25 protein-coding genes are annotated in these 24,500 nt (G+C 68.1%); 16 read left to right on the plus strand and 9 right to left on the minus strand.

Annotated elements, in window-relative coordinates; all coding sequences use genetic code 11:
- The first annotated feature begins 3 nt into the window (after positions 1 to 3).
- From OG936_RS22425 to OG936_RS22480, 12 genes are all read left to right on the plus strand, one after another.
- Entirely contained in the window at positions 4 to 1,296 is a 1,293-nt protein-coding gene (locus OG936_RS22425; protein ID WP_406496956.1) for a CpaE family protein, read from the plus strand.
- A 15-nt stretch (positions 1,297 to 1,311) separates the two neighbouring features.
- Entirely contained in the window at positions 1,312 to 1,773 is a 462-nt protein-coding gene (locus OG936_RS22430) for a TadE family protein (protein ID WP_406496958.1), read from the plus strand.
- 3 nt (positions 1,774 to 1,776) lie between these two features.
- The gene (locus OG936_RS22435) at positions 1,777 to 2,178 is read left to right on the plus strand and encodes a TadE/TadG family type IV pilus assembly protein (protein WP_406496960.1); all 402 of its coding nucleotides are present in this window, start codon (positions 1,777 to 1,779) and stop codon (positions 2,176 to 2,178) included.
- A gap of 68 nt (positions 2,179 to 2,246) precedes the next feature.
- Positions 2,247 to 3,584 (plus strand): CpaF family protein, encoded by a 1,338-nt coding sequence (locus tag OG936_RS22440; RefSeq protein ID WP_384454513.1) that lies wholly within the window; start codon positions 2,247 to 2,249, stop codon positions 3,582 to 3,584.
- A 9-nt stretch (positions 3,585 to 3,593) separates the two neighbouring features.
- The gene (locus tag OG936_RS22445; protein WP_406496962.1) at positions 3,594 to 4,532 is read left to right on the plus strand and encodes a type II secretion system F family protein; all 939 of its coding nucleotides are present in this window, start codon (positions 3,594 to 3,596) and stop codon (positions 4,530 to 4,532) included.
- A gap of 14 nt (positions 4,533 to 4,546) precedes the next feature.
- Complete coding sequence (locus tag OG936_RS22450; RefSeq protein ID WP_383753304.1) at positions 4,547 to 5,434, plus strand: DUF5936 domain-containing protein; 888 nt, start codon at positions 4,547 to 4,549, stop codon at positions 5,432 to 5,434.
- A 51-nt stretch (positions 5,435 to 5,485) separates the two neighbouring features.
- On the plus strand, positions 5,486 to 6,814 hold the full coding sequence (locus tag OG936_RS22455; RefSeq protein ID WP_406496963.1) for a sensor histidine kinase: 1,329 nt from the start codon (positions 5,486 to 5,488) through the stop codon (positions 6,812 to 6,814).
- 58 nt (positions 6,815 to 6,872) lie between these two features.
- Positions 6,873 to 7,976 (plus strand): response regulator, encoded by a 1,104-nt coding sequence (locus tag OG936_RS22460; RefSeq protein WP_406496965.1) that lies wholly within the window; start codon positions 6,873 to 6,875, stop codon positions 7,974 to 7,976.
- Positions 7,977 to 8,221: 245 nt separating this feature from the next.
- The gene (locus OG936_RS22465; RefSeq protein WP_406496966.1) at positions 8,222 to 8,455 is read left to right on the plus strand and encodes a hypothetical protein; all 234 of its coding nucleotides are present in this window, start codon (positions 8,222 to 8,224) and stop codon (positions 8,453 to 8,455) included.
- On the plus strand, positions 8,452 to 9,060 hold the full coding sequence (locus tag OG936_RS22470; RefSeq protein WP_406496968.1) for a pilus assembly protein TadG-related protein: 609 nt from the start codon (positions 8,452 to 8,454) through the stop codon (positions 9,058 to 9,060). Before OG936_RS22465 ends, OG936_RS22470 begins: the two co-directional genes overlap by 4 nt.
- 31 nt (positions 9,061 to 9,091) lie before the next feature.
- On the plus strand, positions 9,092 to 9,709 hold the full coding sequence (locus OG936_RS22475) for a hypothetical protein (RefSeq protein WP_406496970.1): 618 nt from the start codon (positions 9,092 to 9,094) through the stop codon (positions 9,707 to 9,709).
- An 8-nt stretch (positions 9,710 to 9,717) separates the two neighbouring features.
- Positions 9,718 to 10,368: an OmpA family protein gene (locus tag OG936_RS22480; RefSeq protein ID WP_406496971.1), complete on the plus strand. Its 651-nt coding sequence runs from the start codon at positions 9,718 to 9,720 to the stop codon at positions 10,366 to 10,368.
- 165 nt (positions 10,369 to 10,533) lie between these two features.
- Here OG936_RS22480 and OG936_RS22485 read toward each other — a convergent pair whose 3' ends face one another.
- The 3 genes from OG936_RS22485 to OG936_RS22495 form a co-directional block, all read right to left on the minus strand.
- On the minus strand, positions 10,534 to 11,097 hold the full coding sequence (locus tag OG936_RS22485; RefSeq protein WP_406496973.1) for a dihydrofolate reductase family protein: 564 nt from the start codon (positions 11,095 to 11,097) through the stop codon (positions 10,534 to 10,536).
- A gap of 282 nt (positions 11,098 to 11,379) precedes the next feature.
- Positions 11,380 to 11,571 (minus strand): hypothetical protein, encoded by a 192-nt coding sequence (locus OG936_RS22490; RefSeq protein WP_389982582.1) that lies wholly within the window; start codon positions 11,569 to 11,571, stop codon positions 11,380 to 11,382.
- A gap of 11 nt (positions 11,572 to 11,582) precedes the next feature.
- Positions 11,583 to 12,434: a helix-turn-helix domain-containing protein gene (locus tag OG936_RS22495; protein WP_406496976.1), complete on the minus strand. Its 852-nt coding sequence runs from the start codon at positions 12,432 to 12,434 to the stop codon at positions 11,583 to 11,585.
- Positions 12,435 to 12,750: 316 nt separating this feature from the next.
- Here OG936_RS22495 and OG936_RS22500 point away from each other — a divergent pair, with 316 nt between their 5' ends.
- A complete protein-coding gene (locus tag OG936_RS22500) occupies positions 12,751 to 13,329 on the plus strand; it encodes a hypothetical protein (protein WP_406496978.1) in 579 nt (192 codons plus the stop codon).
- Between the two features lie 91 nt (positions 13,330 to 13,420).
- On the opposite strand, the gene OG936_RS22505 is transcribed toward OG936_RS22500, so the two are convergent.
- From OG936_RS22505 to OG936_RS22515, 3 genes are all read right to left on the minus strand, one after another.
- Positions 13,421 to 13,993: a dihydrofolate reductase family protein gene (locus tag OG936_RS22505; protein ID WP_406496980.1), complete on the minus strand. Its 573-nt coding sequence runs from the start codon at positions 13,991 to 13,993 to the stop codon at positions 13,421 to 13,423.
- A gap of 189 nt (positions 13,994 to 14,182) precedes the next feature.
- Positions 14,183 to 16,783 carry an MDR family MFS transporter gene (locus OG936_RS22510; RefSeq protein WP_406496981.1) on the minus strand — a complete coding sequence of 867 codons (2,601 nt, stop codon included), beginning with the start codon at positions 16,781 to 16,783 and terminating at the stop codon, positions 14,183 to 14,185.
- A 978-nt stretch (positions 16,784 to 17,761) separates the two neighbouring features.
- Complete coding sequence (locus OG936_RS22515; protein ID WP_406496983.1) at positions 17,762 to 18,418, minus strand: TetR/AcrR family transcriptional regulator; 657 nt, start codon at positions 18,416 to 18,418, stop codon at positions 17,762 to 17,764.
- 116 nt (positions 18,419 to 18,534) lie between these two features.
- On the opposite strand from OG936_RS22515, the gene OG936_RS22520 reads away from it, so the two are divergent.
- On the plus strand, positions 18,535 to 19,545 hold the full coding sequence (locus OG936_RS22520; protein ID WP_406500558.1) for a hypothetical protein: 1,011 nt from the start codon (positions 18,535 to 18,537) through the stop codon (positions 19,543 to 19,545).
- A gap of 65 nt (positions 19,546 to 19,610) precedes the next feature.
- Positions 19,611 to 20,939, plus strand: a complete 1,329-nt coding sequence (locus OG936_RS22525; RefSeq protein WP_406496985.1) for an IS701 family transposase — start codon at positions 19,611 to 19,613, stop codon at positions 20,937 to 20,939.
- Positions 20,940 to 21,121: 182 nt separating this feature from the next.
- On the opposite strand, the gene OG936_RS22530 is transcribed toward OG936_RS22525, so the two are convergent.
- Both OG936_RS22530 and OG936_RS22535 read right to left on the minus strand, forming a co-directional pair.
- Positions 21,122 to 21,802, minus strand: coding sequence for a hypothetical protein (locus OG936_RS22530; protein WP_406496987.1), 681 nt, complete (start codon positions 21,800 to 21,802; stop codon positions 21,122 to 21,124).
- 148 nt (positions 21,803 to 21,950) lie between these two features.
- A complete protein-coding gene (locus OG936_RS22535; protein ID WP_406496989.1) occupies positions 21,951 to 22,475 on the minus strand; it encodes a hypothetical protein in 525 nt (174 codons plus the stop codon).
- 524 nt (positions 22,476 to 22,999) lie between these two features.
- Here OG936_RS22535 and OG936_RS22540 point away from each other — a divergent pair.
- Positions 23,000 to 23,869, plus strand: a complete 870-nt coding sequence (locus OG936_RS22540; RefSeq protein WP_266748243.1) for an LLM class F420-dependent oxidoreductase — start codon at positions 23,000 to 23,002, stop codon at positions 23,867 to 23,869.
- 66 nt (positions 23,870 to 23,935) lie between these two features.
- Here OG936_RS22540 and OG936_RS22545 read toward each other — a convergent pair whose 3' ends face one another.
- Positions 23,936 to 24,439, minus strand: a complete 504-nt coding sequence (locus OG936_RS22545) for a DinB family protein (RefSeq protein WP_406496990.1) — start codon at positions 24,437 to 24,439, stop codon at positions 23,936 to 23,938.
- Between the last annotated feature and the right edge of the window lie 61 nt (positions 24,440 to 24,500).

The following is a 24,500-nucleotide window of genomic DNA, read 5'->3' on the forward strand; positions in this document are numbered from 1 at the left end:
CGCATGACCACCAGGATCCTCCCGGCCGTCGGTGACATCGACGCGGCCAGATCCGTCACCACCCTGCTCAGCCAGCTTCCCGATGCGGAACCAGCGACTCCGGTCGGTGACTCGACCCAGCTCATCGACACCCTCGCCCGGCTCGCGGGCGAATCGCTCGACGATCTGCCCGAGGTCGTGCTGGTCCACGAGCGGATCGGCCCGGTGCCGGCGCTGGAACTGATCCGGGAGGTCTCCCTGCGCTTCCCCGCCATCGGGGTCGTGCTCATCACCGCCGACGTCACACCGGGCCTGTTCTCGTCCGCGATGGAGTCGGGGGCGCGAGGTGTCATCACCTTGCCCCTGAACTATGAGGAACTGGCCAGCCGGGTCCAGTCCGCCGCCCAGTGGTCCGTCGGCGTCCGCCGCCACCTGAGCGCCGGAGCCGATGTCTTCACCGGCCCCGGCGGTACGGTCATCACGGTCAGCGGCGCGAAGGGCGGGGTCGGCGCCACCGTCACCGCCGTACAACTCGCCCTGGCGGCCCAGACGTCCGGACGCACCGTCGCCCTGGTCGACATGGACCTCCAGGCCGGTGACATCGGCTCGTACCTCGATGTGCAGTTCCGGCGCTCCATCGTCGACCTGTCGACCATCACCGACATCTCGCCGCGCGTCCTGTCCGACGCGGTGTTCAGCCACGGCTCCGGCCTCGCGCTGCTCCTGGCCCCCGGCGAGGGCGAGAGCGCCGAGGAAGTCAGCGACCGCTCGGCCCGGCAGATCGTCAGTGCCCTGCGTTCGCGCTACGAGGTCGTGGTCATCGACTGCGGCAGCCAGCTCCAGGGCGCCAGCGCCGCGGCCATCGAGATGGCCGACACGGCGCTGCTGGTCACCACCCCCGACGTGATCGCGGTGCGCGGCGCCAAGCGCCTCGTACGCATGTGGGAGCGGCTCCAGATCCGCAAGGCGGAGGAGACGGTCACCGTGGTCAACCGGTTCATCCGCAACACCGAGATCCAGCCGCAGCTGATCGAGAAGATCACCGGAACCCGGACGGCGAACACGGCCGTTCCCGCGAACTTCAAGGAGCTCCAGAGCGTCGTCGACTCGGGCCGGCTGCACGAACTCGACTCCAAGAGCACCGTCAAACAGGCCCTCTGGGCCCTTGCGGGCGAGCTGGGCATCGTGAAGGTTCCTGACAAGGCGGAGAAGAGCGGCGCGAAGGGCGGCGCGAAGGGCGGCGCGAAGTTCAAGAACGACCGAGGCTCGATCGGGCGCCGACGCGACCGCGACTCCCAGAACCGGCCGACGACCTAGGGGGCAAGTTGACCAATGGCACTTACCGAGACGAAAGACACGGAGATACGGGGAAGGCGTTACGGTGACGCCGCCCCGGCGCGGGATGGAATCCGCGTCCGCCTCTTCGGCCGGGGACGCGACCGAGGCCAGACCGCGATCGAGTTCCTCGGCGTCACACCGCTGATCATCCTGCTGATGATCGCGCTCTGGCAGTGCGCGCTGATCGGCTACACGTTCTCCCTGGCGGGGAACTCGGCGGACGAGACGGCGCACAAGGGGGCCATCTCGCAGGGCCTGCGGTTCACGGAGTGCCGGAAAACGGCCGAGAAGCACCTGCCGAAGGCCTGGCGGGACGGCTTGAAGTCGGCGAAGTGCCGTTCCAGGTCAGGCCTGTACACGGCCGAGGTCAAGCTCCAGGTACCGGTCCTGGTACCCGGCATCCTCAACTGGAAGTTCCCGGTCACCGGCAACGCGGCGTTCCCGCTGGAGGGCTGAGCGATGAGCAAGCGCACGCACACACCCGGCCGGACGGCCGCTACCACCGCCACCCCCCGCCGCGACCGCGGCCAGGTCGCCATCGAGTATCTGGGCTTCCTCCCCCTGCTGCTCCTGGTCGGCCTCCTCGCGATCCAGGCGGGCCTCGCCGCGTACGCCGCCAACCAGGCGGGGACCGGGGCCCGGGCGGGAGCCCGTATGGCCAGCATGTCGACGGGCGGTTGCGACGAGCAGGCAGCCAAGGACGCGATGAGCGACTGGACCGCCGACCGGGTCGAGTTCTTGCACGCCTCCTCCTCCTTCGACAAGGTCACCTGCACCGTCAGTGTCGACGTGCCCGACATCATCCCGGGCGTCCATATCTGGGGTCCGGCCGAACGCAGTTCCACGATGCCCCGCACCTGACCCCCGCGGCGCACGCGCCGCTGCTTCACCAGCGGCTCAACCAGCAAGTCGGAACGAGGAGTTACAGAATGAGTCTGCGGGCACGCATGACCGCCCCCGAGAAGAACGGCGGGGCGCGGGAAGACAGCCACATGGTGGCCACCTACCGCGCCAAGCTGCTCGAAGAGATCGACCTGGCGGAGATGTCCTCGCTCGCCGCCGCAGACCGGCGGGCCCGGCTGGAGCGCGTACTCAGCCACATCATCAGCCGCGAAGGACCGGTCCTCTCGACCGTCGAACGCACCCAGCTGATCCGCCGGGTCGTCGACGAGGCCCTCGGTCTCGGCATTCTGGAACCGCTCCTCGAAGACGCGTCCATCACCGAAATCATGGTGAACGGACCGGACCAGATCTTCGTCGAGCGCAGTGGCAAGGTCGAACAGCTCCCGATGCGCTTCAGCTCGCACGAGCAGCTGATGCAGACCATCGAGCGCATCGTCTCGACCGTCAACCGCCGCGTCGACGAGTCGAACCCCATGGTTGACGCGCGTCTACCCAGTGGTGAGCGTGTCAACGTGATCATCCCGCCGCTGTCGCTGAGCGGTGCGACGCTCACCATCCGACGGTTCCCGAGGGCCTTCACGCTCCAGGAAATGATCAACGTCGGCTCGCTCGACGAGCAGATGCTGATCCTGCTCTCCGGCCTCGTCCAGGCCAAGCTGAACGTCATCGTCTCCGGCGCCACCGGTACCGGGAAGACGACGCTCCTCAACGCGCTCTCCGGCCTCATCCCCGACAGCGAGCGCATCGTCACCATCGAGGACTCCGCCGAGCTCCAGCTCCAGCAGAGCCATGTGATCCGGTTGGAGTCCCGTCCGGCGAACGTCGAGGGGAAAGGCCAGATCACCATCCGTGACCTGGTCCGCAACTCCCTGCGTATGCGCCCCGACCGGATCGTCGTCGGTGAGGTCCGTGGTGGTGAATCGCTCGACATGCTCCAGGCGATGTCGACCGGTCACGACGGCTCGCTCGCCACCGTCCACGCGAACAACGCCGAGGACGCGCTCATGCGTCTGCAGACTCTGGCCTCGATGTCAGAGATCAAGATCCCGTTCGAAGCACTGCACGACCAGATCAACAGCGCCGTCGACGTCATCGTCCAGCTCACCCGGCACGCCGACGGCTCCCGCAAGATCACGGAGATCGCCGTCCTCGACTCGCACGGCCGCGATCCCTACCGCATCGTGACCGTCGCCCGGTTCGACGCCCAGCCGATGGACGCCGAGGGGCGGATCAACGGCGAGTTCAGGTACCTCCCGATCCCGCGCAAGATCGCCGAGCGTCTCTACATGGCCAGCCAGCCCGTCCCGCAGGCCTTCGGGGTCGCCGATTCCGCCGAACAGCTCGCCACCCGAGAGGCCAACTAGGACCGCGCCATGACGAATCTCCCTCTTCTCACGATCGGCGTCACCCTGCTCTTCGGCGTCACGGGCGTCGCGGGCCTGCACGCCTACTCCGGCGGGAAGGCCGACCGGGACGCCCTGGTGGACCGCCTCTCGCACACCGGCCACATCCCGGAGACCGGGCGCCATCGCCGATTCCGCGGCCTCGATACCAGGCTGCGCAAGACCGGTCTGGGCCGGAAGCTCGAACTGAAGCTGGCCGCCACCGGCCTCGACATCACGCCGGGCGAGTTCCTCGTCTATTCGCTCGCCGCCATGGCAGGCCTCTGGATGATCGCCTCGTCCATGCTCGCCAGCTTCTTCGGTCCGGTCGCCGCACTCATCGGCCTCTGGGGCGCCAACGCCTTCCTGAACTGGCAGCGGACCAAACGCACCGAACGCTTCATCAACCAGCTCCCCGAACTCGCCCGTATCCTCGCCAACGCCACCCAGGCCGGCCTCGCGCTGCGTACGTCCATCAGCATGGCGGCCGACGAGATGGAGGACCCGGCGGGCGACGAACTGGCCCGGGTCTCCCGACGCCTCGCCGTCGGCGAATCCCTGGAGGACGCGATGAGCGAGCTGACCGACCGGCTGCCCTCCCGCGAACTCGTCGTCCTCGTCACCACCCTCGTCCTGTCCAACCGGGCCGGCGGTACGGTCGTCAGCTCGCTGCGCAACCTCACGGAGACGCTGGAGGAGCGCAAGGAGACCCGGCGAGAAGTCAAGACACAGCTCTCCCAGGTCACCGTCACCGCCTACGCCGTCCCGATGTTCGGCCTGGGCGCGATGCTGCTGATGAACGCGGTCATGCCCGGCGCACTCGACCGCATGACCGGCGCCTTCATCGGCCAGGTGGCGGTGGTCGTCTCCATCGCCCTGTACACGATCGGATTCATCGTGATCCGCCGCATGTCCAGGATCGACGTCTGATGGGCGGGACGAACATGGGCCTGCTGCTCGCCGGCGTCATGGGTCTCGCGGTGTACGGAGTCAGCGCCGGCATCCGCATGTACCGGCGCGACGCGAAGCTCCCCGGCGACCTCGCGATCGCCCTGGAGGTCGGCTCCACCCGCACCAGCGCGGTCGGCTCCGGCATCGACCGGCTCGGCATGCGCTGGGCGCCCGCGGTCCTGCGGATGATGGGTCCCAAGGCCGTCAACAAGAAGCGCCGCCAGATCGACCTGGCGGGCAACCCCGGCGGTCTCACGATCGACCGCTACGCCGCCCGCCGCGCGGTCTACGGCGGCCTCGGCGCGCTCGGCGCCTTCACGATGCTCCTGCGCGGCCAGATCTTCTTCGCGCTGCTGCTGATCGCCTTCGGCATCTTCTGGGTCGAGGTCGGCATCTGGTCGGCGGTCCGTGTGCGCCGCGACCACATCGACCGGACGCTCCCCGACTTCCTCGACGTCCTCGCCGTCGTCGTCTCGGCGGGCCTCGGCTTCCGCCAGGCACTGGGACGCGTCGCCGAGAAGTACGAGGGCCCCTGGGCCGACGAACTCCGCATCACCCTGCGCCAGATGGACATGGGCGTCAGCCGCCGCGAGGCCTTCGAGCAACTGCGCAAGCGCAATGACTCGGAGCAGGTGGCGATGTTCGTGACCACGCTCCAGCAGGGCGAGGAGCTCGGTGCGCCGATCGTCGAGACGCTGATCCAGATCGCCAACGACATGCGGCGCACCGATGCCCAGAACGCACGCCGCAAGGCGGCCAGGGCCGTACCCAAGGCGACCTTCGCCGTCACGACGTTCCTGCTCCCCGGAACGCTGGTGCTGCTGACGGTCGGCTTCGTCTACGGAGCCGACATCGACTTCGGCTTCCTCGCGGGCGGATGACGTGAACGAGGCGGACGGTGGGCAGGACGGTCGCAAGGAGGTGACAGGCACATGTCGTTCCCACTCGGTGGCATCCAGACCGGGCTGAATGTCGAGGTGCGTCAGGCGATCGCCGATCCCGGAGCGCGCCCGGCGTTCGCGATCCAGGTCAACGCGCTCCAGGCGATGTGCCGCCAGGTCTTCGGCTTCCGGCTCGCGATGATCGCCATGGCCACACCGTTCGCGATCGGCCACACCGCGAAGGGACTGGCGTCCTGGCTGATCGGCTCGGCCATCCTCGTCACCTTCATGGGCAGTTACGTTCTGTTCCGCGACTGGGAACGCTTCGGCCCCGTACTCCTGCGCCACCCCTGGCTGCTCGGCATAGACGCCTTCTTCGGCGCCCTGCTGCTGATCACCGCCGGTCCCGAGTCCACCCTCGCGTACGTCACCGTGTGCACCCCCCTGCTGGCCGGACTCGTCTACGGCTGGCGCGGCGCGGCGGTCTTCACCGCACTTCAGATCGTCATCGTCCTCGGCGTGTACGGCACCAACACGAAACTGCAACCCGCCGACGCCACGGCGTTCCTCCTCCCCGGCTTCTGCGTCATCGCGGGTGCCGTCGGCGTCACCCTGCGCAATCTGCTCCTTCGCTTCGGGACGGCCAGTCAGGCCCTCACCGAGACCAGGGCCCGCTTGGCCGTCAACGAGGCCGTGGAGGGCGAACGCACCCGGCTCGCCCGAGAAATGCACGACTCGGTCGCCAAGACCCTGCACGGTCTCGCGCTGGCTGCCGACGGCCTGGCCGGCTCGTCCGGTCGGATGGACCCGCTCACCGTCAAGCACCAGGCCGAACTGGTCGCCCGCGCCGCCCGCCGGGCCGCCGCCGAATCCCGCGAACTCCTCTCCGACCTGCGCCGCGAGTCCGGACTCGACGGCGGCGTGGACGTTGTATGCGAACTCCGGGCACGCGCTGACGACTTCACCCGCCGCCACAGCCTCACCGCCACCTTCAGACTGCTCGACGACGCACCGATTCCGCACGTCCCCCAGGCCGTCGCGCGCCAGCTGCTCACCGTCGCCTCCGAGGCGATGGAGAACGCCCACCGCCACGCCCACCCCACCTACCTCGTCGTACTCGTCGGCGTGAAGGGCGATGTCCTGCGCGTCAGCGTCTACGACGACGGGCAAGGCCTCCCCCCGGGCACGACGCTCGACGACCTCCGGCAGGCCGGACACTTCGGCCTCGTCGGCATGGTCGAACGCGCCGCGTCCATCGGCGCCCGCATCCGGATCGGAAAGGGCCAGGCGGCCAGGGGAACCGAAGTCCGCCTGGAACTCCCTGTTGCCGCTCTCACCACCGATCTCACCACCGCTCCGGAACCGCAGCAACCCGACTGAACCGCACAACGTCCCACTCCACCCTCACCCCCCATAAAATCCTGAGAGGAGGTCGCAGATGCCGGACGACGTCTCCCGCGCGTCGGGCCAGACCCGGGCCGCACAGAACCACGCCTCCCAGCACACGACCTCGCACATCACCCCGCTCAACTCGGAGCCCAACTCCCCAGGGTTCCCCGCCCCCGCGCCCGTCCCCCAGCAATCCGCGGCATCCGAGTCCATGCATCCCTTCCCCACGCCCCCGCCTGTTCCCGGTGTCCTGCGGGTCGTCGTCGCCGACGACAACCCGGTGGTCCGGGCCGGCCTGGGCGTCCTGCTCTCCGGCCGCGACGACATCGACGTCGTGGCCGAGGCCGCGGACGGCCGCCAGGCCTACGACATGGCCGTTCTGCACCGCCCGGACGTCGTCCTGCTCGACGTCCGCATGCCGGGCGTCGACGGCATCTCCGCCCTGCCCCACCTCGTCCAGATCGCACCGGTCATGATGCTGACCTACAGCCGCGAGAGCGAGATCGTCCACGAGGCGCTGCGCCTGGGTGCGAGCGGCTACCTGGTCCACGGCGAGTTCACCGCCGACGAGTTGGTGCAGGCCGTACGCGACACCAAGAACGGCCGGGCCCACTTCACCGCCACCGCAGCAAACGCCCTCCTGGCCCACATGCGCCAGGGCCCCGGCCCGCAGGGAGGAGCGCTCCCGGAGGGCCTCGGCGCGGCCCTGACCACGGGTGTTCCGTACCAGGGGCCCGGCTACGACGGCCACGCCCCGAGGTCCGCTCAGCAACACGGTGCGCCTGCACATGCACCCAAGCCCGAACCGGCTCCACCTGCGATGCGACCGGTCCACACCGCACAGGGTCTTTCGCATCTGCAACCAGTTGTGGCACAGTCTTCCATGACCGGGGGGCCGGGCGTAACTCTCAACAGGCGTAAGTACGGGCTGAGTTCACGGGAGGTGGAGGTCATGGAGCTGATCGCTTCCGGCATGAGCAATCAGCAGATCGCCGCCACCTGCTTCATCAGCGAGAAGACGGTCAAGAACCACATCAACCGCATCTTCACCAAGCTGCACAGCGCCACCCGCAGCGAGGCCATTGCCCGCTGGCTCGGCACGGCCCCCACGGCGGGTCCGGGGGCGCACGGGGCCGGTGGTCGCCGTGGCTGAGCGTCGCAGCGGGAGCGTGGTGGTACGTGCGGGGCGTGGGGCCCCGTACGTACCGGCGTGGGAGGCCCAACTCACGCTTTGGGCCCGGGAATGGGCCCTGGGGCCCTCCGGCGAGCACGGTGTGCCGCCGTATGTTTCTCACGTCGCCGGCGGTTCCGGCCAGGAGGAAGCCGGAACCGCGGGCGACACCCAAGAAACGTGCGAGTCGGCCAGCCATCGGTCGGCCGAACCCGGAGGGGAATTTCATGTCGAACATCACCCTGAAGACCGCCGTGCGCGTCAACGGCTGGGCCGGCACCGCGGTCAGCGCGATCCAGAAGCGTTACGAGGCCAAGGACCGGGGTCAGACGGCGTTCGAGTACCTGGGCATCATCCTGGTGGTCGTGGCGATCATCGGGGCGATCATGGCTACGGGTATCGGCGGCGCGATCTCGGGTCGGATCTCCGACCTGGTGGACCAGATCACGGCTGGCAGGTGATCGCGAAGTCTCGCCGAGATGCAGGGCAGGTCTTCCCCATCTATGTAGTGATGGTGGCGGGCCTGCTCTTCCTCGTGTTCGCATTCTTTGCCGTCGGCAAGGCGTCAGCCTTGCGCAATGGAGCCCAGGGTGCAGCGGATGCTGCCGCACTGGCTGCTGCTCAACAGAATCGTGAAAACTTCGGGACCGGGTTCCTCGCGTCGCTCCCCGGGGACATGCTGGAGCAGTTCCTTCAGGCCCACCGGGTTTACGGGTGCCCCGCGGCTCGCAAATTTGCCGCAGAGAATCAGGCAAAACTCAGCGACTGCTTGCCGACGCTTGGCGGCTATCGGGACCGGATCAAGGTTGAGGTCAAGGGCCGTAAGCCGGTGGACTCGTCGGTGATTCCTGGTACGAAGAAGAGGGTCGCGAAGGCCACGGCCACTGCCATTGTCGAGTTCCGTTGCCCCGGGTGGAAGGCCTTGGACTTCAACGATGACGGTGTCAAGGACTTGTACATCTTCACGTGTGAGGGCGCCGGGACGGTCGAAATCGCCCCAGGCAGTCCCCCACCCTGGTCCGAGGTGAGCAAAATTCTCTACGACGTGCACCTGGTCGACAAATGACGGCGAACGACGAGTAAAGGAATCAGAACCCATGAGCATTCGGCGCTCCACCAAGTCCCGAAGGGCGGTGGCAGCCGTCTCGCTGGCGGCGGCGCTGGCCTGGGCCGTTACCGGTTGCGGCACTGATGGCGACGTAAAGACGAGCGATTCCGGCTCGTCGCCGTCTTCCTCCACCCCTTCCAAGCCCTCTGAGGAGGACAAGGGGGCGAAGCAGGAGGACACTGCAGCCGGGGACAACGTGGACCCGAATGTGAAGCTCGCCGAGGCCAGGGGCGAACTGGGCATGCTGCTGGTCGTCAACGAGGTGAAGCGGGACTCCGGCGGTTTCGTCACCGTTCAAGGTGAACTGAAGAACCAAGGTGACACCGCCGCCAATCCGGCTGCATGGGCAGGTTCCGAAACCGCCATCGTCAGGAAGAATCTCAACTCGGTCGGCGGCGCAACTCTGGTGGACAAGGTCGGCAAGAAGCGCTACTACATCCTTCGCGATACGGATGGCCGGTGCCTCTGTACGACCGGCATGTCCGCGGTCCAGCCCGGAACGTCGGTCCCGGTATTCATGCAGTTCCCGGCGCCGCCGAGCACGACGACTGAAGTCGATCTCAGCCTGCCGACGTTTGCCACCACCTCAGTGAAGATCTCTGGGTGAGGGCCGACATGACATACACCCGTACCAGGTGTAGGCCGGCGCACGCGGCAGGCATGGCCATTGCTGCAGCCGTACTGATGGCCGCCACGTCCGCCTTCGGTGCTTCGACTGCTCTGGCCGACGACGGACCGAGCGTGCCACCGGGGACTGAGTCATCCGCCGAGCCCCCGGTAGCGGTGGACGGCAACGACCCCGACCTCAGGATGGCTGAGGGTGGCACCCTCGCCCCCGCGAAGGTTCTCGACATCATCCAGGTCGTCGAGGACACAGGCGGCGAGGAGCGTCGCGAGGACAGCAACGCGGACATCAAGTTTGCGCTCCAGGCCGAAGTCCTCTTCGGCAAGGACAGCGCCAAGCTGAGCTCCGCCGCCAACGCGCGTATCGCGGCGATCGCCGCCGAGATCAAGAAGCAGAACTCCACCAAGGTGCGTGTCTTCGGCTTCACCGACAATCTCGGTTCCTCGGCCCATGGCGACGTGCTGTCCAAGCAGCGCGCCAACGCCGTGCAGTCGGTGCTGGTCAAGCAGTTGGGCCCGAACGTCACCTTCGATATCCGCGGCTACGGCGAGCAGTACCCGATCGCCAACAACAGCACGGAAGAGGGCCGCAAGAAGAACCGTCGCGTGGAGGTCTCCTTCCCGCGAGGCACCTCTTCCTGAGGCACCCGCCGACCGAAAGGGTTGTAGGGTCTCAAAAGCCTTGGCAGAATCTCACGGCAGTTGGCAGATGGATGGCAGAAATGCCACTGCCATGAGACTTGCAGTTCAGGGGCTTCACTCGTTTGGGTGGCTCGGGCGGTAGTCCGGGTCACCCAGGACGGGCGCTCAGCGCCTCGTCTCGTACCTGGTCAGGATCACGCCGCAGGGAAGCGTCCGCGTCTCCACCAGGTTGAGGTTCACCCAGTTGCCCAGCGCGGTGAAGAACGGCGTGCCGCCGCCCACCAGGACCGGCGCGGTGGCCAGCACGTACTCGTCAATCAGCCCGGCCCGCATGGCCGCCCCGGCGAGCGTCGCGCCGCCGATGTCCATCGGGCCGCCGTCCTCGGCCTTGAGCCGGGTGATCTCGGCGACCGCGTCGCCGGTGACCAGGCGGGTGTTCCAGTCGACCTTGTCGATCGTCGAGGAGAACACCACCTTCGACATGTCCCGCCAGCGGCGCGCGAACTCGATCTCCGCCGGGGTGGCGTTGGGCTGCTGGTCGCCGGTCGGCCAGTAGGAGCTCATCGTCTGCCACAGCTTGCGCCCGTACAGCGACAGGTCGGTCGCCTGCAACTGGTCGGACCAAAACTGGAACAGCTCGTCGCTCGGCACGCTCCAGCCGATGTCGTCGCCGGGCGCGGCGATGTAGCCGTCCAGGGTCAGGTTCATGCCGTAGATCAGTTTCCGCATGGCGCCAGTCTTCCGTGAGTCGGTCTCACGTGTACAGACCGGCGCGGCGCGGGAAACTCATCGGTGCGCGATCTGAGCTCACATGTAGTCCTCGTGCTCGGAGGCTCAGCCACAGACTCATCGTTCCGCCGAGGAAATGGCATCGATCTGAGACTGATCTTGGGTGACATCGCGGTGAGACACCGGAGAACCAGCAGGTCACAGAAGATCGACATGCCATCGGCGGCGAGACCCTACAAGGGGCCCGGCACCGCGAGCGCGTCGCGGTGCCGGGCCCTTCCTTTAAAGCAGGTGGTCCGCCTTGCCGGCCTTGATGTCGCGGATCATTTGCTGGAGCGCCTCGCGGCTGTCGGTGAGGTAGTGCGCCTCGGCGCCGGTGACCGCGATATAGCTGTTCCCCGCTTCATCGGTGCCGATCCGGTAGCAGGAGTTTCCTTCGCCGCAGAATGAGTCTTCCCAGTTGACGTCCGACATCGGTCATCTCCTCAGAGTTGGCGTGCGATGGTGTGGATGAAGTCCCGCGACTTGTCCGGCGACAGTGCGATGCCTTCCATCCAGTTCAAGTGGGCCCGGTACTTCGCAAGTTGTGTGTCCGAGTGGACGAAGACGGGACCATGTGAGTTGTCGATCTGCACGGTGTCGAGCTGAGGCACCGGTCCTTCCGCGTACAGGACGGTCTGCCCGGCGCCCGGGAAGGCTCCCGCCTCGAACGGGATGACCAGTAGCGTCACATTCGCCAGTTCGGACTTCTTCAGCAAATGATCGAGCTGGGCGCGAGCCACGGCGCGACCGCCGAACTGCATGCGGAGCGCTGCTTCGTGGACGATCCCTGTGTACGGTGTGGGCCCGTCCCCGTCCAGAACCTCTTGGCGCTCCACGCGATGTGCAAGTCGCAGCGCAATCTCCCGTTCAGGCAGTTGGGGGATGACCACCCGGAAGAGGGCCAGGGCGTGGTCGGAGGTCTGGAGGAGCCCCGGGATGTGCATCGAGTACGCGGCTCGCATGCGCAGCGCGTGCGCTTCAAGTTCGGCGATGTCGAGCAGACCTTGAGGCAGTGTGCCTCGGTACCTCTCCCACCAACCCCGCCCGCGTGGTTGGGCCATCTCGACGAGCGCGTCGACGTACTTCTCTTCTGTGCACTCACAGTTGCAGGCCAGCGTGCGTAGGCGGTCCGGGCTGATGGGGCGGGTGCCCGCCTCGATGTTCGAGATCTTGCCACGGTCCACACCCAGCAGACCGGCCGCGAACTCGGCGGAGACGTCGGCCGACGTGCGCATCCTCCGCAACTCGGCACCGAGTCGCCTCTGACGTTCAGTAGGAGACGTCCTTGCTGCCATGCCGGTCCTTTCTGCATGCGGTCACCCGGCAGTCTGCCGCGTGCGCGTGCTACTCGGCCACGAAAGGGTTCAATCGCCAGGGGGTGAGGGTTATTTTGCCCTCATGGGGCTACATTAAGTAACGCACCGCTCACGCAGCGACGAGCCGGAAGTGCATCACGCGGTCCTGCCCGCAACCTCCTTCCCTGGGAGGGGCGGTCCCGCGTCAGGGAGACAGGCCACTGCTCGTGCGCATTACAACAACGTGAGCCACCCGTGCGCGCCCACGCGAAAGAGAGATACCGCCAACTCGCCACCCGAATCAGGGGAGTCAGTCATGCACGCATCTCCATTCACCGCACTCTGCCCGGTTCTCGCCGAGGCGCGTAGGGCGGGCCTGTATTCGCACCCACACCCACACCCGCACCCGCACCCGCATCCGAGTTCGGCCGCACCCCGCAGTCCGCACCAGCAACTCCCGCAGCCCTATCTGCGCTCCAAGGGTCGCTTCTCCGCGCACGGTCTCTGGCTGAGCTTCACGCTGCCGGGTGACGTCCGTAGCGCGTTCATCGGGCGTACGGCAATCGCCGCCGCTCTGAAGGTGTACGGGCTCGCCCCGTACATCTGGCCGGTCACGCACGCTGCGGCCGAACTCATCGCCGTCACGGCCAGGATGAGCCCGGGAAAGGAGCTCTACGTATCCCTGCGCCACCGGGACGACGCGCTCCGCCTCCTCGTCTGGGACCAGCACCCCCACCACCCCGAACCGGACATGGCCACGCTCTGCGAGGCGCGCCGTCGGCGGGCGCTCTGGCTGTTGGCGGCTGTTGTGGACGACTGGGGCGGGGAGTGGGGCTCCTGCGAGGCGAACGCGCCGCAGCGAGGTATCAAGTCATGGGTGCGCTTGCCCCGTTGAGGTTCGTCGTGACGGCGTCGGCCATGTCGGTGGTTCGGCGGCGGAGGCAGGCTCGCCCTGCGGAGCGGCAGGGCGAGCGCGGGAGCCGGCGTCAGCGGACGACGTCGAAGACGTTCTTCTGCAGACCGTTGGAGTACGCCTCGTGGTCGACCAGCTTCAGCTTCTGGGTGTCCTTGTCCGTGTCGCTGAACAGACGCTTGCCCGCGCCGAGCAGCAGCGGGAACACAAGGAGGTGGTAGCGGTCGATCAGGCCGGCGTCCGAGAGGTTCCGGTTGAGGGTGGCGCTGCCGTGGATGATGATCGGGCCGCCCTCGGTCTCCTTCAGCGCGGCGACCTCGTCGAGCGAGCGCAGGACCGTGGTCTCGCCCCAGTTCGAGACCAGGGCGTCCTCGGCGAGGGTGGTGGAGACGACGTACTTCCTCATCGCGTTGTAGTCGGTGAAGTCCTCCGTGCCGGGCCAGACCTGGCTGAACGCCTCGTAGCTGACCCGGCCCATCATCATCGCGGTGGCTTCCTGCTGCTCACGGCCCTTGATCTCGAATGCCTCCGGGAGGAACTCCATGTCCTTGAAGGTCCATCCCGAGTTCCGATATCCGGGCTCGCCGCCCGGGGCCTCCACTACGCCGTCGAGCGAGACGAAGGCGGTGCTGATCAGGGTGCGCATCTGAGATCTCCCAATGTCACGCGGCTGGTTCGCAGCAGTTCGGACGGTGTACACGTCGACCGGCTTCGTGGCTGCCGCACCAACTATCCATGACGAACCGACCGCCGATCGTGGAGAAACTCGTCGGTCACCACCGAAACGACTTCGCACGTGCTGCGGCGCTCTTGGATGTCGAACTGGGGTACGGGCTCACCGGGAGCCGGGGCCACCGGTCGGAGCCTTGGCCGTGACCAGGAGGCCGGTGAGCAGGCCGGCGAGGAGTGTGAGGCCGACCGCCCACCAGAGGATGACGGAGTACCCGCCCAGGACCGCCCTGTCCGTCTCCCTCACGGCGTCGGCCAGTATTTCCGGAAGCTTCTGTCCGCCGAGCAGGACGCCTTGTTCGGCTGCTTTGGTCAAGCCGTCAGGAACGCCTGATGTGTGATCCAGCCGGGCGGCGACCGCCGAGGCGAGGATGCCGCCGAACAGGGGCGGGGCGGCCCAGCCGCCCGACTGCTGGGCCATGGTGACCATCGCCGAGGTTCCGCCGGAGTCCTGTGGGGAGATCTCGCCGGTCGCGGTGGCGAAGAGCGGCACGAAGGCCAGGCCGAGACCGAAGCCGATGAGGAGAGTGCCGGGCAGCACCTGGGTGGTGTACGCACTGTCGGTGTCGAGGCCGGTCAGGAGCGCCAGGCCGAGCGCCGCCACTACCAGGCCCGGCATGATGATGTTGCGGGGCGCCAGCCGGCGGTACAGGCGGGCCGAGACTTGGGTGGAGGCGATGACGACCGCACCGGCCATGGGCAGCAGGGCCAAGCCGATCTCGGACGGGGCATAGCCGAGGGCACCCTGCAGGAATCTGGTCAGGACCAGGTTCTGGACGAACATGCCCATGCCGATGAAGGCCAGGGCGAGGCAGGAGCCGAAACGGTTGCGGTCCTGGAAGACGTACGGCGGCAGGAGAGGGCTGGTCGTCCTGGTCTGCCACCAGGCGAAGAGCAGGAGCAGGGCGAGTCCGCCCACGAGGAAGATCACGACCAGAAAGTTGGTCCAGCCGTGCGACTGGGCCTGGTCGAAGCCGTGGACGACCGCGGCAAGCCCGGCGGAGCCGAGCAGTAGGCCCAACACGTCGAGGCGGGCAGGGGCGCGGACCGGGGTGTCGTGCACCAGGACGGCCGCACCGATCAGGGCCATCACGGCGAGCGGGATGCCGGCGTACAGGGACAAGCGCCAGCTCATACCGTCGATCAGCCATGCGTTCGCGTACAGGCCGATCGCCGTCCCGCCGCCGGCGATCGCCGCGTAGATCCCGAAAGCCCTGCCCCGCTCCTTCGGACCGGTGAAGCCGGCCGACACCAGCGCCAGCACGGCCGAGGAGAGCAGCGCGGCGGACGCGCCCTGCAGGGCGCAGGCCCCGATGAGCACGCCGAAAGAAGGGGCCGAGCCGCCGATCGCGCACGCCACCGCGTAGCCGGCCAGACCGATGATCAACATCCGTTTGCGGCCGAGGAGATCAGCAAGGTGTCCGCCGAGCAGCAGCAGTATGCCGAATGCCAGTCCAGAGGCGATGGGCATCGAGTTCAGGTCGTCGGCAGAGAGACGCAGATCGGCGTAGATAGACGGGAGCGCCAGGCTCGTGGTCGTCGTGCCGATCAGCACCAGCAACTGCGCCAGCGCGGCCACCCCCAGTCCCCACCATCGCCTGGGGTGCGGGACCTGGGCACCCGCCGGGGCGGGGGGCATGGGCGGGCCGCCGGGCATCGGGCCCGCGGATGGTGCGAAGCCCGGCGCACCACCGCCCGGCGCCACCGGGGTCGTCGGGGTGTACGCGGGAGGCGGGGGAAGCGGCTGGGGCTGCGGAGGACGCTGGGCCTGGGCAGGGATGCGCGGGTCCGGCTGCGCGGCCCGCGTCTCCGGAGTGAAGTCCAGCAACTGGGCGGCATGACGCCCGAGTTGGGCGAGCACCGAGCCCGGTAGCCATTCGCCGTCCTGGTCGGTGGCCGTGCGGGCGGCCACGTCGGCGGGCGTGGGCCGCTGCGCCGGGTCCTTGTGCAGACATGCGCGTACGAGATCGACGAGCGATTCCGGTACGCCGGCCAGGTCGGCCTCCTCCTCCGCGATCCGGAAGAGGTGCGCGTTCAGGCCGGTTTCCGTGGCGCCGAAGAGGAGACGGCCGGTGGCGGCGTAGACCAGGACGGCACCCAGGCAGAACACATCGCTGGCCGCCGTGAGTTCGAGGCCCCGCACCTGCTCGGGCGACATGAAGCCGGGGGAGCCGATGAGCATCCCGGTGCGGGTGTGCAGGCTGTCCCCGGCGAGGCTGTCCATGGCCCGTGCGATACCGAAGTCGATCACGCGCGGGCCGTCAACCGTCACCAGCACGTTGGACGGCTTCAGATCGCGATGGATCAGGCCCGCACCGTGGACCGACTGCAGAGCCACTGCCAGGCGGTTGGCGAGCGTGCGGACCGAGTGCTCGGGCAACGGCCCGAAGTCCTTGGCGACCACGGTGGTCAGATCGGGCCCGGGAATGTACTGGGTCGCCACCCAGGGCACCGGGGCCTCGGTGTCGGCGTCGAGCACGGCTGCCGTCCAGGTCCCGCCCACCCGCCGGGCAGCCGCCACCTCGCGGGCGAACCGCTTACGGAATTCCGGGTGCTGGGCGTGCTCGGCCTGCACCACCTTCACGGCCACGGTCCGTCCGGCTTCCGAGCGGCCCAGGTACACCAATCCCATGCCGCCCGCGCCCAGACGGGCTATCAGGCGGTACGGGCCGATGCGTGTCGGATCCTCGGTGATCAATTGGTCCACGGCAACAAAGTAGTTGAGGAGCCCGGAACCCGGTGCCGAATCACGGCGAATGATTCCGCCCTCGGCCGTACCGCCGTACCCGTACCGGCAACTCCCGCGGCTCCCACGGTTCCCGCAGCCCTGTCTGCGCTCCAGAGGCCGCTTCGCGCGCGGTCTCTCGCCGAGCTTCATGGCACGCCACCGGAGCATGGGGGTCAAGAAAAAACGTGACACTCCGGGGGCCAGGTGTCACGTTCCAGGACAAGGGCCCCTACCCCCGGCGGCATTTCGAAGCCGCTTTCCACGTCCGTGGGATGAGGGCGACGAAGCGCGCGGCGCTCGTCGGTGTCCGGCTGTCGGTCCCCGCACCTAGGGTGCTCGCATGATCAGCTGGATACAGGGCTCGTTCCGCGGCCACGAGGTGAATGTCGTCTTCGCCCGGGGCATCCCACTCGACACACTTGCCCAAGGCCTGTGCGACCGGCAGCGAGAACCGCTCGCCTCCGGCGAAACGGACGGACGTCGCTTCTCTCGGGGTTGAGGGGCGGGTGAGTTCGGTGGGCGTCGCGGTTGCCCAGCTCAGCGGCATGTGCGGGTGGGTGTCGGGTGCGCGACAGGTGTCGCGGACCACCGCGGGGGTGGCGGCCTGATGCTGTTCTCCGAGAGCCTGCTGGCGCATCTGGCCGGCGACTACCCGTTTATCGCGTCAAACACCGTGCCCACCATGCAGAAGGGCTCGGTGCCGTGAACCGACCGGGCTCGGCACACTCGACACGGGTCCCGGTACAGGCCCGGTTCGGGAAGTCGGCGGGTCCGGCTTCCCGAGCGCAGAGCTGTCGTCGACAGACACGGGCCTCGGCCTAGTACTCCAGTCGTAGATCGCGACATGACACGGCGTCATCTACGTTGAATCGGGGCTGACTCGGATGATGACGGCCGGGTGCATCGGCATGTTCCGGATCTACTGTTTGTCCAGCGGATGCCCCAGTTGGGTCGACTTCACGGCTGGGTGCGTCGCTCGGCGGCGTCGAACGCGGGTGCGAGCGGGGCCAGCGCCGCGCGGAGCTGGTCGGGCAGTGAGCCGGAGGGCACGACCAGTCCTCCGGCGCCGAAACTCCCGGCGGCCTCTGCGCTCCCGGTCGAATGGAGCCAGCCTTCCAGTGCGATGCGAACTGCCGCGGCCACGCTCGCCGCGAGAACGCGGGCTGTGTGCGCTCCGGCGTCAGCTAGGCGTTCGGCGATCACCGCTGTGAGAGGGGGCTCGATGCCGGCGGTGGTATCGAGGAACGCGTCGCGCAGCGCGGTCTGGGTGGTGATCAGCAGTAGCGCCTCGTGTTCGTGCTCACCGGTGTTCATGTACTGCTCGACCACTGCTTCGGTGACGGCGTCAGCCAGGCGCGCTCCTGCGGGTCGGGCCGCGACCGCCGCCGCGATCCGCGCCTCCCGGTCCGCGGTAACAGCGGAGACGATCGCCTGCTCGCGGCTGGCGAAGTAGTTGTTGTAGGTGCGCGGCGAGACCCCGGCCGCCTCGGCGATGTCCTCGACCCGCACCTGGTCCGGTCCGCGCTCAACGGCCAGGCGCAGGGCCGCCTCGCGTAGCGCCTCGCGCGTGGCCTGCTTCTTCCGCTCCCGCAGCCCTGGTGGTGGTGTCGTCACGGTGTCAGCGTTCCATACATGGCTGCGTGCACGCAAACTTGCGTGCACGCATTTTTCCTGTCAGCCTCGACCCGACCGAGACCGACCGAGAGGACGTCACCATGCGAGCAAGAGGAATGACCTACGACACCGGATTCGTCGTGCACGGCCAGATATCCCGCGAGCACTTCGACCCCGCGGTGGTCCGGCGCGAGCTCGCCATCATCCGCGACGACCTGCACTGCAACGCGGTCCAGATCATCGGCGGTGACCCGGACCGAATGGAGCTGGCCGCCGGTGCCGCCGCCGAGCTCGGCCTGGAGGTCTGGTTCTCGCCCTATCCGCTGGAGCTGAATCCGGAGCAGATCCTCACGCTCTTCCGCGACTGCGCCGAGCGAGCGGAACGGCTCCGACAGCAGGGGGCCACAGTTGTGTTCGTCGCAGGGGTCGAGCTGAGCGTGATGAACCGCGGGTTCCTGCCCGGAGAGAGCCCCGAGGAGCGGGTCGAGCAGCTGATGAGCCAACCCGAGCGGCGGGCCAAAGCGATGCGTGAGCTCGGCGTGCGCATCAACGCATTCCTCCGCGACGCTGCGGCCACGGTCCGCGAGCGCTTCCAGGGCAAGCTCACCTACGCATCCATCCAGTTCGAACAGGTCGACTGGACCCCCTTCGACATTGTGACGTTCGAGCTGATCCGCTCCGCCGAGGTAGCCGACCGGTTCCGGGACGCGGTGCGCACCCTGGCCCAAGGCCCAAAGCCGCTCGCCATCACCGGGTTCGGCGCCGCGGCCTACCGCGGCGCGGGAGACCGCGGTGGGCGAGTGCTGGAAGTGGTCGAGTACGACCCAGAGACCAAGGCCCCAGTACGGCTGAACGGCATATACGAGCGTGACGAGGCCGGCCAAGCCGTATATCTGAGCGAACTGCTGGAGATCTTCGAGACCGAGGGCGTGGACAGCGCGTTCGTGTTCCTGTTCGCCTTGCCTGGCTACCCCCACCGCCCGGACGGCGACCCCCGGGACGACTTGGACCGGGCCGGCCTGGGCATCGTCAAACTCCTCGAAGGGCGCCGGGGGCAGACCTACCCCGACATGGAATGGGAACCCAAGGCCGCCTTCGCGGCAGTGGCGCAGCGGTATCGGAGATGACAGGCCCCGCGCACGGTAACCACGGCTCGGGATCTGCACTGCGCCGCAGTGCAGATCCGGAGCAGATGGAAGCGGTATTCGCCGAACTCGCCGCAGACCTCGCGCCGGTCTACCGCCGCCGCGACCTGCGGGCCAACGGCGTGTTGTACCTGCGCGGGTTACTGATGCCGGGCGTTGCGGGCAACTGCTGGTCGATCGCGGAGGCAGTCGGCCTGGACCGACCGTATCGCCTGCACCACCTGCTCGAACGCGTCTGCTGGGAGGAGGACGCCGCGAGAGACGTGGTGCGCGCGTTCCTGACCCGGCACCTCGGCGCCGACGGCGGGGTCCTGATCTTCGACGAGACGGGGCAGGCGAAGAAGGGGACGAAGACCGCGGCCGTGGGTCGGCAGTATTCCGGCACGATGGGCCGGGTCGAGAACGTGATCGTCGCGGTGTACACGACGTACGCGACCAAGCGGGGCCACGCCCTCATCGACCGGGACCTGTACGTGCAGGCCGACTGGTTCGCCGATCCGGCGCGGATGGCGACGGCGGGTTTCCCTAAAGATCACGCGTTTGCCACCAAGCCGACGCTCGCCCTCGCGCAGGCGAAACGGGCGCTGGCCGCCGGGATCCGACCACAGTGGGCGACCGGGGACGAGGTGTACGGACGCAGCCGGGAGTTGCGCGAGTTCTTGGAAGGCGCCGGCATCGGCTATGTGTTCGCGGTGCCCGTCGACCACCAGCTCACCACCTCCGGCGGCGGGCGCATGCGCGCGGACCAGGCACTGCACCTGGTCGAGCCGGACGGGTGGAACCGCCGCTCGTGTGGAGCGGGCGCGAAGGGCCAGCGCTACTACGACTGGGCGTGGATCGCCACCGACCACCCGCGCCGATGGCTGCTCGTCCGCCGCTCCATCGCCGACCCGAGCGAGATCGCGTACTTCTACGCCTACGCGCCCGAGGGCCATCCCTGCCCCCTGACCGACCTGGTCAAGATCGCCGGGATGAGATGGAAGGTGGAGGACGACTTCCAGGACTCGAAATCCACCGTCTCACTCGACCAGACCCAGGTCAGGCGCTACCGGGCGTGGAAACGCCACGTCACTATGGCCATGGCGGCCCTCGCCCTGCTCGCCGTGCTCGCGGCCATCGACAAGACCAGCCACCCCGCCCCCATCCTGCCCGACGATCCCGACCAGGACCCGCCAGCCGATTGCGGCGCGATCGCGCTTACCGTCCCCGAGGCCCAGCGACTGTTTCACCTGCTCACCACGCGCATCCGCGACCTACCGCCGCCAGCCATGCGCGCCCAGATCGCCCGGCATCTGAACTGGTCCGACTGGCGGCGACACCACCAGGCCCGAGCCCGCTGGCACCACTACCGAACCCGACTCGCCCTCGCTGAATGACACCGCGTCAGGTCGCGATCTACGACTGGAGTACTAGTAGGGCTTTGTTAGGTACCCCGAATGTTCGGCCAGGGGTAGGCTTGTGATCTTCTTTCAGGTGTGACACCTGAAAGAAGATCACAATCTATCCAACGAGGATCACTTGGGGTACCTAACAAAGCCCTACTAGGCTCCGGCAGGCGTTACTCGACTTCCTCGAAGTTGTAGCTGTAGCTGTTGCTGCCGATCTTGATCTGCACGGTCCGGTAGCCCGGCTCGCCGTTCTTGGCGTGCTCGCCCCAGTACTGGCACGTGAAGCCGGTGTCGGCCCCGTAGTCGAACGCCTTCGCGGCGGGGAGTTTGTCGCAGGCGACCTTGCTCGCGTCGGTGCGCCCGGACTCGGCGCCGTACTTCTCATTGATCATCTGGTAGACGAGCTTGTCGACCAGGAGCGCCTTCTTGGGCTCCTTGGTGTACGAGATGAAGCTGCTGCCCGCGGTGTAGCTGTCGCTGATCTTGACGTCGTAGGGGATCTCGGCCCCCGCGTACGTCACCACGCACTGGCTGACCGCACCGGCCTTCTGGGTCAGGCCGGCAGGGCATGTGGCGCTGGTCTTACCGGCGACCTTGGCGGTGCTGAGCACGTGCTCGCGCAGCGCGTGCTCCACCTTCTTCACGAAGGGAGTGCCGAGATCGGGGGCGGGGGTGACCCGGAGCGCGTCGCCGCCACGCATGTACACGTCCGGCTGAGGACCGGTAATGGCGACCGGCAGGGCCTTCGCCGCGTCGTCCGTGCCGCCGCCCTGGGCGGTTTCCGAAGCGCCGCAGCCCGCGCTGAGCAGAGTCACCGCGGCCACGCCGGTCAGAATTCTGAGAAATCGCATAAGAGGAGCGTAAGCACCCCCGATTGGCGGGCCGTGCCGGGGGTCCGGCACCGTTCCACGCCCGCCGCCCTCGCGATCGTCGCGGACAACATGGTGCATCTGGCGATCAACGCCGCTGCTCTGACGTGGTGGGGTGATGGCCATGGCGTCAGCGGTTGAACTGAGCCATCAGTTCGCGGTTCGTAGCGCGGGCGGCGTCAAGGTCCTCGTCCCGTTCGGCGAGTTCGCCGCGCAGATCGAGGATCTGCTGTTCCAGCTCGGCGGTCCGGCGCGTGAGCGTCTCGACGTCAGCCGGGGCGCCGAGGCCGGAGGCTTCCCAAGCCATCTGTCCCAGGGCTTCGGAGAGCCGCCGTTCGAGCCGGGTGATGTGCGCGGACAGACGGCCGTTGCGTGCCGTCAGATTCGCGACATCGGCCAGCAGCGACTGGCGGCTGACCTGCGTCCCGGTTGTTGTGCCGGGCGGCGGATCGGACGCGCGGGCGAGGACGGCGGCGTGCAGGTCACCATGCCGGTGGATCAGACTGCGGTGGACACCGGCAGCGCGGGCGACGGACGAGACGGTGATCTCCTCGCCGTCTGCGACCAGTTTGTCGAGGACCTTGAGGACGCGAGTCCGTCGGCGGTCGGAGTCCGCGGCCCGCGCTCGGGCCAGGTGGTCCGGTGATGTGGTCACGCGTCACGCTCCAGCCGCAAGTCCAGCTCCGGTGGGCGGATGCCGGGCATGCCGAGGGAGACGGTGCGGGCCTTGCGCAGGGTTCGAGTCGGCCGAGAAGGTGAACGCGAACGGCACGTGTGCCTGCGCTCCCCGGGTCACCGAGTCGACCACCGTTCTCGGGGAAGCGCTCACCAGGGCGAAGGGGACGCCCTGGTGCTCCGGTTCCGACAGCAGCTACCGCGCCGGCAGTGTCCCGTTCAGCGTCGGCAACTCCGCCACCGCGGCACCGCTGGAACGCCACCGGGGGCCGGCGCCCGCCTGAACGACCGGCATAGGCGGCCCCGTGCGTTTTGGCGGCAGGGCGTACCGAAATGCCGACTGCCGTCGTAGCGCGTAGCGTGACTACCGGCTACGGACGGTGGCTGCGGGGTGGGTGGTCAGGAGGTTGCACGCCGACAGGCCCGGAGTACGCATCCGGCTGAACACCCCGGCCGCGGCGGCGGCCTCCCGCCCCGTGCCCCCTTGACCCGCGGAGGTCGGACGTGAAGCTCGGTCTGCACTACTGGAACTACTCGACACCGGCCGACCCCGCCCTCATCGCGCCGACCCTCGCGGAGTCGGTACGCGTCGCCGACCAGGCGGGGATCGCGTCGTTCACCGTGATGGACCACTACTTCCAGATGGAGACCGGGCAGACCGTCGCCGACGAGCCCATGCTGGAGGGGTACACCACGCTCGGCTACGTCGCGGCGGTGAGCGAGCGCATGACGCTCGGCCTGATGGTCACGGGGGTGATGTACCGGCACCCCGGACTGCTGGCGAAGATCGTCACCAGCCTCGATGTGCTGTCGGGCGGCAGGGCCAGGCTGGGCATCGGCGCCTCCTGGTACGAGCGGGAGCAGTACGGGCTCGGAGTGCCCGTGGTTCCGGTCGCCGAGCGCTTCGAGCGGCTGGAGGAGACGATCCTGATCTGCCTGCAGATGTGGAGCGACGACAACGGCCCCTTCCACGGCCGTCATTACCGGCTTGCCGAAACGCTGTGCGTGCCCGAGCCGATCGGCGAACGCCCGTCGATCATGATCGGCGGCGGGGGCGAGCGGAAGACGCTGCTCCTGGTCGCCCGGTACGCGGACGCCTGCAATCTGTTCGCCACCGGCCAGGAGGAAGTGGCCCACAAACTCGATGTGCTGCGCGCCCACTGCGCCGCGGAGGACCGGGACTACGACGCCATTACGAAGACCGTGATGTACAACGGCCCGGTGCTGGACCGGCCGGACGTGTTCCTCGCCGACGCGGAGGCGTACGCGAGCCTGGGCATCAGCGAGATCCAGGTGCTGCCGGACCGGCACCCGGTCAGCTTCACCCACCAGGTCGCCGAGCACCTCGCACCTGCGATCGCCCAGATCGGGTAGCCGAACGCCGCGCTACGGGGGCTCGATCGCGACCCGCCGCCGAGGCAAGGCTTGCCGGGAGGGGCACTAGATCCCGGTGGTGCCGTCGACGATCTCCCGGATCATGTCGAGGTGGCCGTTGTGCCGGGCGGTCTCCTCGACCAGATGCAGGACGATCCAGCGCAGATCCGGGTAACGGCCGTCCCTGTGCGACCGTTTGGCCGGCGTGTCCAAGTCGTGCGAGGCGACCAGTTCGCGGTAGCGGGTGGTCCGTTTCTCATACTGCGCCAGCACATCGGCGAGCGGCACGTCCACCGCGATGCGCATCTCGCGGTCGGGGTCCTCGTCCGTCCAGGGGCCTTCGTCCACGCCGCCGAGGAAGACCACCTCGAACCAGAAGTACTCGACCCAGCTGAGGTGGTTGATCAGCCCGGCGATCGTCATCAGCGGGGAGCCCGGCAGCGGGGCCCGGCGGGCATCGTCCGGTGAGACGCCCTCGCACTTCGCGCGTGCGGTGTCGCGTACGTAGTCGAGGAAGGTGGCCAACTGGGTGCGCTCGTCCCATGCGGGAGGCGAATCGGTGCGTGTCATCGGCGTAAACCATGTGGGACGGCCCGCCCCCTGTCCATCCCTTTTTCGATCCTCGGCGGCA

The organism is Streptomyces sp. NBC_00846 (genome assembly GCF_045207325.1).
GTDB lineage: Bacteria > Actinomycetota > Actinomycetes > Streptomycetales > Streptomycetaceae > Streptomyces.